Genomic DNA, 8670 nt, shown 5'->3' on the forward strand with positions numbered 1-8670 from the left:
CGGGAGGCCCCTGGATGCGTGCTCGCCGGAGTTCGCGGGTGCCCGTGGGGGCCCGTGGGTGCTCGTGGGTCAGGTGTTGCTGGTGCCCCAGTCGTCCTCGGCGCCCTGGCCGCGCTCGCGCAGGGAGCGCATCCGGTCGGCGACGGAAGCGGGCACCCTGTCCCCGACCTTGTCGCTCACCGCGTGGAAGGCCTTGCCCGCGACCTGGCGCGAGGTCTGCGCGGCCGACTCGGCGGTGTTCCGCACCGCGGGGTTCTGCGCCACCTGACGTGCGGACTTCTTCAACTGCTCGTAACGCTCGCGCCCTGCCCGGGCTCCGAGCACGTATCCGAGAGCCAGTCCGGCGGCGAACGTGAGCCGGTATCGCATGGCGGTCACCCTTCCCTAGCGTGTGTGCCGCGCCTACCCGCGCAGCCCCGTGATCACCCGGGGCGGAACCGATTGGCGGAGCACCCCCCTGCTTGCGCTAATGTATGTGTCGCAGCGAACGCACGCCGCCCGGGTCACCCGAGGTGGGTACGTTCGAAGCAACGAGGCATTCCCCTGTAGCTCAATTGGCAGAGCAGCCGACTGTTAATCGGCAGGTTACTGGTTCGAGTCCAGTCGGGGGAGCTCGATCTCCTGTAGCTCAATTGGCAGAGCAGCCGGCTGTTAACCGGCAGGTTACTGGTTCGAGTCCAGTCGGGAGAGCAGCGGAATCGGACCCTTCGGGGTCCTTTTTCGTATCCAGTGGAACCGCTGGGATCCCCGCGAAGTCCTCATGGGCGTGCGAAGCCGACCAGCCGAGGCAGGAGATCGTATGAGCGGCTATGCTGCGGCAGACGGCGCGCACAAATGTGCGCGACGCGCCGTTAGGGGCGGTAGCTCAGCCGGTTAGAGCAGCGGACTCATAATCCGTCGGCCGTGGGTTCGAGTCCCACCCGCCCCACTACGAGGCGCAGGTGCAGAAACGATCTGGCCTGCGCCTTTGGCGTTTCTGGTGGGCGGTGCGGCTTCCGCCGGGGAGGGCGCGACGGTCCCGCCGGGAACGGCTGGGGCACCTCGTTCGAGCGATCACCCGCACGGCCCCCTTCACCCGAGGACGCGTGTCGCACCGCCGCCGGGCGGCGCCTCACGACCCCGCCCGGCACCCCTCCCCAGGGCTACGGCTCAGCCGTCAGCCGCACATCGGTGCACCCGCGTTGCTTCGCCTCGTTGTCCACGAATGCCTTCAGGGCGGTGTTCGCGAAGTCGGGGGAGTAGTGGGGCACGGGGTAAGTGACGTCGTTCCCGTTCACCTCCGTGAGTCGGGTGATGAGGAAGTCGGCGGGCTCGGTGGACTGGGGGCACTTCGCGGTGGCCCAGGCGTAGTCCCTCGGCTCGTCCGGCGTCTTGAGGGAGGAGAACACGCCGCCTGCCCGGACTGCCTTCGCGCTCGCGCCGTAGAAGGCGAACAGGCCGTATCCGGGCTTCTGGGACGACGTGGCGAGGTAGCAGTTCACCTGAGGTGCCTGTGCGTCCGCCGGGAACTCCATGGCCTGCGGGACGCCGTTCTGCGTCGCCGTCGAAGCGAGGCCGCGCAGGGCGGCGCAGGAACCCTGTGACTGGTCCAGCGGCTTGGTCGGGTCGGGCTTGGGGCCGTAAGGCGGCAGCGCCACGTCCGTCAATCTTTCGCCGCCGCTCGCCTGACAGCCGTACTTCGCGGCCGCCTTCTGGGCGGTCTCGGCGGTTACCCGGCCCAGCCCGGCCAGATCGGCAGCGCTTCCTGACGGGGCGCCGCCCGGAGGCGCGAAAGACCCGTACGCGACGAGAGCCTTGTTCCTGTCGTTGCGGCAGTCGAGTGCGATCTGGACACCGGGGAATTCGCCATTCCGCACGATGCCCGGCCATCCCTTGCCGAGCGGCGCGGCCTGCCCCCTGACCCCGTTGGTGATGTCGAAGGAGCGGGGGAAGGTCTCCAAGGCGGAGGGCTTGGTGCTGCTCCAGCGCAGGGACATCTCCAGAGAACCGTTCCTTCCGGAGTCGGCCCGAAGCACCAGGCAATGGGCCAGGTAGCCGTCATCGAGCTCAAGGGATTTGGCGCGGAGTTCCGAGGACTCCAGAGCCGTATCGAGTTCGCCCTGGGCCAGCATCCCGCCGCATGCCCGGTCCACCGATCGGCTGTCGCGCCAGGAGTCGTATATCCCTGTGCTGTAAAGGACTTGGGCCACTATGGCCAGAGCCACGACGAAAGTCCCGGCATACCAGCCTGGGTGGATTCGTCGGAGTCTGGAGATTTTCTGCATGGTGCTCATTCTGTCGAGAGCCGTTTCCCGGGACGTCAGCGGTCGGCTCGGAGGTAGCGGAGCGAGTCGTTGCGGCTGAGGTCGTACTGGTCCTGGCCGGCGTGCAGGAAGTACTTGGTGTAGTCGCTGTCGATGTCGTGGCCACGGCTCTGGCCCCACATTCTGACCATGTGGTCCACGTCGCGCTGGCCGGCGTCATAGCTCTTGGCGTTCGCATCGGTCGCCGCGAGATTCGCCTCGGCCGTGTGTTCCTTGTTGGACTCGTACGCCCACACGTCGACGGTCTTCGTGGCCAGGTCTCCGACGGGGCTGAGGTCGGACACGGGGTTGAACATCAGCGCGGTGCTCAGCGAGGTGCCGAGTCCGTGGTTGAAGTCGGCGGCCCACTGCGTTTTCTTGAAGCGTTCGTCGAAGATGATGTCCGCCCGTACGCCGTCATAGGAGCCCATGGCGCGAGAGGCTTCGACGATGCGATCGTGGACCGTCTTCTCCCCCGCGTCTTGAGGGAGAGCGGTCAGGACGTCGTGCGAGTACTTCTGCTCCGCTCCGTAAAGATGCCCGAAAGCCTCCGGGTCGTCGGCGATTCCCCGCATGATCTTGGTCAAGTGGTCGGGCGCCAGGGCGAGATGTGCCCCGTCCTTGCCCTCCCAGACAGTTCCGTTGCTGTTGTAGGGAATGTCGTAATGCGAATCCGACTTCGCGAACGTCTGGTGCGTGTCCGGCGTGTATGACGTCATGATGTGCGCCAAAGGCTCGGTCAGGTTCTTCGGCAGCTGCTGGGCGTGGTTGTCCGCGTTCAGCGTGTCGACGGTCTGCCGCAGAATGCTCGCCTGGGCCGCCGTGTGGTGTCCGATGGGGTGATACGCACCCGGTGCGTTCCCGGTCGTCGCGGCCTCCAGGGCGGCGCCGAAGCCCCTGCGGACGTCGCCGTCCTCCACGGTGACCGGCATGCCCTGTGTGGTGCCGCCGGGCGGCGTCGCGAAATGGTCCACCACAGTGTCCCAGTCCCGGCCGTGGAGCAGGTAGTTGAGATTGTCGCTGTGGGCCGGGTCCAGGTACGCGGTGCTGGTAGCCGGGTCGTGGGACATGATGCCGAGAACGCCGTCGAGCGGGTCGTTGGCGAACCAGCCCCGGTCGCCGCCGCTGAATTCGTCCCGCAGGGCCCAGACGGAATCGAGCTTCCCCTTGGCCGTGTACGACACCTCCGCGTGCCGGATGTCGTCCGCGGTGTCCTTGAGGAACTGGCCTGAATAGCCGTCCCCGTGCTGCATCAGGGTGACCAGGCTCTGGTAGCCACGGACCCGCTCGTTCGGGATCTTGCTGAGGCCGTCCAGTTTGAATTCCTCAGTGCCGGCCTTCTGCGTTTCAGTACGGAAGTGCTTGTAGAAGGCGGAGCTGGGGTCCTTGGTTGCCGTGGACAGTGTCGTGGCGAGGCCCTTCTGGAGGTCCAGGTACTGGCCGCTCTGCTTCTGGTCCTTGTAATAGGCGAGACTGTCGAGGGAGTTGGAGAGCTTCAGGGTCCCGTCGGCGCCCAGGTTGTCCAGCAGGGTCTGGCTGAACACCTTGTCACCGGAATTGTCGCGGAAGAGGCGCTGCAACTCCTGGTAATCGTGAGCGGTCGCGTCGCCCGAATCGACGCGCAGCGCGATGTCCTTGCCCTCGTCCGCCTCGTACTGCTCGATGTCGCCCTTGGCCTGCCCGTTGAACCCGTTGTTGGTGCCGTCGGTGATGACGGAGTCCTTGACGACCTGGGTGAGGGCCACCTCGAACCCCTCGTCGGCGTCGCACACGCTCCGTACGGCATTGTCGATACGGGTCTGCCAACTGCCCGCCTTTTCCTGCGCGGACCGCTGGTAGTCGGGGTCGTGGTGGTAGGCGCTCAGCTCTGACTGGTCGAGTTTGCTGGTGTCGAACGTGACGTATCCCGTGGATGAGACGGTCATGCCGTCCTTGACGGCGGCATCCCGTTCGGACTCCACCTTCTTTCGAAGGTCCACGAACTGGGTGTGGGCGTCTCTCAGAAGCGAAGCCATCGCCTTGGCCTCGGTCTGGGCGTTCTTGTACTCGTTGAGTGTGATGCCGAACATGGCGTTCGCGGCCTGTGAACTCTCACCCACCCAACTCGTGGGGAGCGTGATGGTGTGCACCTTGTCGTGGTACAGCGTCTCGTGTTCCTTGAACTTCCCCGCCATTTCGTCCCACTTCGTCGCCGCCGTGGTCAATGTGGACAGGTCGGTTGCCAATATCTCTTGGTACGTGGGCATGTGTGGGGTCCTGTATGCCAGTGAAATGCGAGGAGATCAGAAGAGGTCCAGAGGGGAACCGGGGCGCGCGATGCCGTGCTTGATCCCGAAGTCGGTGTTGTGCAAACGCGTTTTGGCGCCGACCAGCGCGGACTTCTCGTAGCCCAGGCGGTTCATCAGGGCCTGTACCTGTTCGCCCCAGGTGTGGTGGGCCTTCTTCAGGGCGCCGGACGTCACCCAGCCGTGGCCGTCGTGGGGCCCAAATGCCTTGACGATGTTGGCTGTTGACTCGTCGGCGTGGGTGCCGGAATCCTTCGTGCCATGTTCGAGGTGGTCGATGGTGTCGGCGGCGGACTTCTTCGCCTCGGGGGTCGAGACGAGATCCGACTGGCCTGTTCCGGTGAAGAGCGGGGGCGGCGGAGGCTGGTGGTCCAGACTCATGCGGGACGGGCCGCCGTGCTCACCGGTTGTATCCATGGACATGCGAGATCTCCTGAGGCCGTTGGCGGCGGCCGACCGGCGTGCCGTTTCGGGCCGAGGCCGCCTCATGACTGACAGGTTCTTGATCCTATGGAGGGCGGGGAGCGGCAGGCAGGGGCCGATGGTGTGGGCGCGGCATGTGGGGGATTCGTGTGGGTGGCACGGTTAAGGCCCCCGGTGGTTCGCACGGGGCGTGCGGTTGCCGGGGGCCTCTGGGCTGGGGCCGTGGGTTACGAATCTTTCACAGGGCGGACTGGAAGGCCGACGCGCTCGGCGCGTTGCCGGCGGCCGTGGTGATGCGGTCGAGGGCGGCGGGGACGTGGCCGGCGTGCTGTGCTGCCGCCCGTGCGGTGAGCGGTACACGGCGGGCGGTCCCCGGGGTGGTGCTGCGGCGGGCGGCGGCGGAGATCAGGGTGTTCATGGTTGGCCTTCCGGCGAGATGCGTCGCCGCCCCCGCCTGATGAAGGCGGGGGCGGCGACGACGCTGACTGATCGGGGGAAGCGTAGCGGCGCCCAAGGGCTTCGGCTCGCGCCTGTCGGCGTGGCATAAGGATGGTCCCGGCAACCCGGATCGGGCCGCCGTGGCCCCGACCTGAGGCGATGCGCGACCGGGGGCATGTCCACTGCCCAGGTGTGGTCCCGGATACCGGGCTCCGGCACATTGACCCGCTCGGGGTACGACGCTCGCGGCGGGGTGCTCGCCGGGGCGCGCCGCCGTCGCGACCATGGCCGGCGGAGTGCTGGGCACCGGACGGCCCGGTGTGAGGCCGCCCCTACCTGGGCGCTCGCGGTCGGAGTTAGCATCCCGCGTGACCGAACAAGCCGAGCAGCCCACCGAGACCTCAGCAGCGACCGGATCCGATACCGGAGCGAACCGGACGAACGCCCCCGGCGCGGGAGGGACACGGGCGGGTGGATCCGCGGCCGGGGAGATACGGGCGAAGGGATCCGGCGGCGGGGAGATGCGCGCGGCGCGGCGCCGGATATTCGCCGACCTCACGCCGTTCCGCATATCGGCGGACTACCGCAGGCTCTGGTTCGGCAACATGGTGTCGTGGGTCGGCAGCGGCATGACCGCACTCGCGATCTCCCTCCAGGTCTACGACCTCACCGGCTCCAGCTTCTACGTCGGCCTGGTCGGCATCTTCACCCTCGTACCGCTGGTCGCGTTCGGTCTGTACGGCGGCGCTATCGCCGACACCGTCGACCGGCGGGGGCTCGGCCTGTACAGCGCGCTCGGATCCGCCGCGCTCTCGGCGGCGCTCGCGGCCGGGACCTTTGCCGGGGTCGCGAACGTCTGGTTCCTGTACGCCGTCATCGCGCTCCAGTCGGTGTGCCAGGCACTGAACGCCCCGGCCCGTTCGGCGATGATCCCGAAGCTGCTGCCGCCCGAGCAGCTGCCCGCCGCCAACGCGCTCAACTCCATGATCATGACGACCGGTACGCTCGTCGGGCCGATGCTGGGCGGGCTCGTCGTCGGCTTCGCCGGGTATAAGACGGCGTACCTCATCGACGCGATCACCTTCGCCGCCTCCCTGTACGCGATGTGGCGGCTGCCCGCGATGCTGCCGGAGCGGACCGGCGCCAAGCGGGCCTCGGTCCTGGACGGGCTGCGGTTCCTGGCGACCCGGCCCAATCTGCGGATGACGTTCTTCAGCGACTTCTGCGCGATGATCCTGGCCCACCCCCGCGCCCTGTTCCCGGCCGTCGCCGTGCTCTGGTACGGCGGCGACGCCCGCACCACCGGCCTGCTCGTCGCCGCCCCCGCCGTCGGCGCGCTGCTCGGCGGGGTGTTCTCCGGCTGGCAGGGACGCATCCACCGGCACGGGCTCGCGGTGCTGATCTCGGTCGGCGGGTGGGGCGCCGCCATCGCCGTGTTCGGGCTGACCCGGCAGCTGTGGCTCGGCCTGTTCATGCTCGCTGTCGCCGGGTTCTCGGACACCGTGTCCATGGTGTTCCGCAACACGATGATGCAGGTCGCGGCCCCGGACGACATGCGCGGCCGGCTCCAGGGCGTGTTCATCGTGGTGGTCGCGGGCGGGCCGAGGCTCGGCGACTTCCTCGCCGGTACGGTCGCCGACCTCACCTCGCCCGCCGTGATGGTGGTGGGCGGCGGCATCGCGTGCGTCCTCGCGGTGACGGTGCTCGGCCTCAGCCGCCGGGGCTTCGCGCGCTACGACGCCCGCAACCCCGTCCCGTAACGGATGGCCACCCCCGCGCCCTGGTAGGCGCCGATGTTCGGCGGGTCGGCGATGGGATTGCCGAACCAGTCCTGTACGACCCCGTCGGCGATAGGGGCGCCGGACCTCAACGCCGGTGATTTTGGGCGCAGTTGTACGTCGTACGGGCCTGCCGGAGCCGGGGCGGTGAACGCGGGGTCGGTGGTCACGGGGGAGTGGTCGGAGGCGGGCGCTGTGCCCACGCCCCGGTACAGATTGTGGTCGTAGGTGTTGCGGGGGTCCGAGAAGGGGGCGTCCCCGGCCGCGCTGGACACGAAGACGTTGTTGCGGAAGGTGACGTTCCCGGGCCCGTTGTCGCTGACCATGGCCGTGCCGGACTGGTTGGTGACGATGGTGTTGTCGTACACCTGGGTGCGCGTGGAGGGCCCGCACACCACGGACACGATCCCGTACGGCGCGCTGCGGTTGCGGTCGTTGACGCTGATGTTGTGGCGTACGAGGTTGTCGGCGGAGGTCATGCCGGCTCCGTTGCAGACGAGCAGGAAACCGCCCTCGTTGTCGTGGCTGTAGTTGTACTGGTAGACGTTGCCGTTGTTGCCGCCGTCGATGTCGAACGCCATCGAGTCCCGGGTGCCGTGGCCGTGCGCGACCTCGTTGTACTGGTAGCGGACGCGGTCCGAATTCCACGCCCACAGACCGGCGTTGTAGCCGGCGGAGCGCATGTTGAACCCGTCGACGGTGTTGTGCTCGGCGAGCGCGCCGTCCGCGTTCTGGACGACGATGCCGTCGCCGCCGACGTCGGTGACGCGGTTGTTCTCGATGCGCAGTGCGGTGATCGGCACGAAGCCGGTGCCGGGGCCGTCGGGGTATTCGGGGCGGCGGCCCCAGGTCGACGAGGTTCCGATGCCGGTGCGGTCGACATGGGTCACGGTCGAGCCGGTGACGGCGACGTCGTCGAAGCCGGTGGGGGTGGCCGCGCCCCGCACCGCGAAGAGGATCCCGCCGGACGGGTCCGGGTCCTTGAAGTCGGCCCCGTTGACGTCGTGCACGTCCACGTCGCGTACGGCGTAGTGGTGGCCGGTGCCGAAGTCGGTGAGCCGCACCAGGATGCCCGCGCGGCGGGCGGTGGTCGTGGCGGGGCCGGTGTTGGACACGTCCAGGTCGTGCAGTTCCCACTGCTGGACGTTGTCGAGGAGCACGGCGGCTCGGCTGCCGTTGCCTTCTATGTGCGGCTTGCTGCCGGTGCCGGTGCCGGTGCCGGTGCCGCTGCCGTACGCTCCGGCCGATATGGGGCTGCCGGGGGTGCCCGAGCCCCTCGGGGCGAACGTGCCCGTGCAGGTCGTGCCGTGTTTGAAGAGGATCTGGTCGCCCGGGCGGTACGTTCTGGCGCTCGCCTTCGCGAGGGTGCGCAGCGGTTTGGTGGGGGTGGTGCCGGGGTTGGTGTCGTTGCCGGCGCGGCAGTCCACGTAGTACGTGGTGGGGGCTTTGGGGGTGGCTGAGGCT

7 protein-coding genes and 3 tRNA genes are annotated in these 8670 nt (G+C 68.2%); 4 read left to right on the plus strand and 6 right to left on the minus strand.

Annotated features, from left to right (window positions below; genetic code table 11):
* Positions 1-69: 69 nt before the first annotated feature.
* Positions 70-369, minus strand: coding sequence for a hypothetical protein (locus ADK54_RS23035; RefSeq protein WP_053727578.1), 300 nt, complete (start codon positions 367-369; stop codon positions 70-72).
* A 170-nt stretch (positions 370-539) separates the two neighbouring features.
* On the opposite strand from ADK54_RS23035, the gene ADK54_RS23040 reads away from it, so the two are divergent.
* The 3 genes from ADK54_RS23040 (at position 540) to ADK54_RS23050 (ending at position 928) form a co-directional block, all read left to right on the plus strand.
* Positions 540-612, plus strand: a tRNA-Asn gene (locus ADK54_RS23040).
* A 5-nt stretch (positions 613-617) separates the two neighbouring features.
* A tRNA-Asn gene (locus tag ADK54_RS23045) sits at positions 618-690 on the plus strand.
* 164 nt (positions 691-854) lie between these two features.
* Positions 855-928 (plus strand) — tRNA-Ile (locus tag ADK54_RS23050).
* 214 nt (positions 929-1142) lie between these two features.
* Here ADK54_RS23050 and ADK54_RS23055 read toward each other — a convergent pair.
* From ADK54_RS23055 to ADK54_RS23070, 4 genes are all read right to left on the minus strand, one after another.
* On the minus strand, positions 1143-2204 hold the full coding sequence (locus tag ADK54_RS23055) for a hypothetical protein (protein ID WP_159047876.1): 1062 nt from the start codon (positions 2202-2204) through the stop codon (positions 1143-1145).
* 95 nt (positions 2205-2299) lie between these two features.
* Positions 2300-4528: a hypothetical protein gene (locus tag ADK54_RS23060; protein WP_159047877.1), complete on the minus strand. Its 2229-nt coding sequence runs from the start codon at positions 4526-4528 to the stop codon at positions 2300-2302.
* A gap of 36 nt (positions 4529-4564) precedes the next feature.
* Positions 4565-4990: a hypothetical protein gene (locus ADK54_RS23065; RefSeq protein WP_053727581.1), complete on the minus strand. Its 426-nt coding sequence runs from the start codon at positions 4988-4990 to the stop codon at positions 4565-4567.
* 238 nt (positions 4991-5228) lie between these two features.
* The gene (locus ADK54_RS23070) at positions 5229-5408 is read right to left on the minus strand and encodes a hypothetical protein (protein WP_053727582.1); all 180 of its coding nucleotides are present in this window, start codon (positions 5406-5408) and stop codon (positions 5229-5231) included.
* A gap of 541 nt (positions 5409-5949) precedes the next feature.
* Between ADK54_RS23070 and ADK54_RS23075 the strand changes: the two genes are divergently transcribed.
* The gene (locus ADK54_RS23075; RefSeq protein ID WP_053727583.1) at positions 5950-7188 is read left to right on the plus strand and encodes an MFS transporter; all 1239 of its coding nucleotides are present in this window, start codon (positions 5950-5952) and stop codon (positions 7186-7188) included.
* Here the strand turns inward: ADK54_RS23075 and ADK54_RS23080 are convergent.
* Positions 7161-8670, minus strand: a 1510-nt coding sequence (locus tag ADK54_RS23080) for a right-handed parallel beta-helix repeat-containing protein (RefSeq protein ID WP_159047878.1), incomplete at its 5' end; no start/stop codon positions are given. The genes ADK54_RS23075 and ADK54_RS23080 overlap by 28 nt on opposite strands.

Source organism: Streptomyces sp. WM6378 (assembly GCF_001279695.1).
In the GTDB taxonomy this organism is placed as follows: Bacteria; Actinomycetota; Actinomycetes; order Streptomycetales; family Streptomycetaceae; genus Streptomyces.